This is a genomic window from Parendozoicomonas haliclonae (assembly GCF_900174585.1).
Classification (GTDB): Bacteria; Pseudomonadota; Gammaproteobacteria; order Pseudomonadales; family Endozoicomonadaceae; genus Sansalvadorimonas; species Sansalvadorimonas haliclonae.
Map to the genome: position 1 here is coordinate 1 of NZ_FWPT01000061.1, position 436 is coordinate 436.

General features: G+C 45.2%; 1 protein-coding gene. It reads left to right on the forward strand.

From position 1 onward, the window contains the following. Positions 1–436, forward strand: a 436-nt coding sequence (locus EHSB41UT_RS24250) for a tail fiber assembly protein (protein WP_087113430.1), incomplete at both ends; no start/stop codon positions are given.

Sequence of the window (436 nt, forward strand, 5' to 3'; positions counted from 1 at the left end):
TTTCAGAAGATGGAAGGGATTGGTATAAATCCCAGGCTGATTTCTCACCTGATCCGTTGAAAATTGCTTATGATGAAACAGGTATTATTCGCAGTATTAGTAAGGATGTTTCAAGCATTTACCCGCGTGATTTTAGCATCGTTGACGTTGATATTACAGAAGAGAACAAGAATGTAGATATTTTTGGTGGGTGGGTATTCGACAACGGAGAAATTAAGCCACGCCAATATTCGCAAGAGGAATTACGCGCACAGGCTGAAGCGAAGAAGACCGAGCTATTGTCTGCCGCTGCTGTCGCTATTGCGCCACTGCAAGATGCTGTCGATGAAGGAATGGCGACGGAAGAAGAAACCGCCGCACTGTCAGAATGGAAAAAATACAGGGTGAAGGTTATGCGTATTGATACGTCAAAACCTGAGTGGCCTCTGCTCCCGGA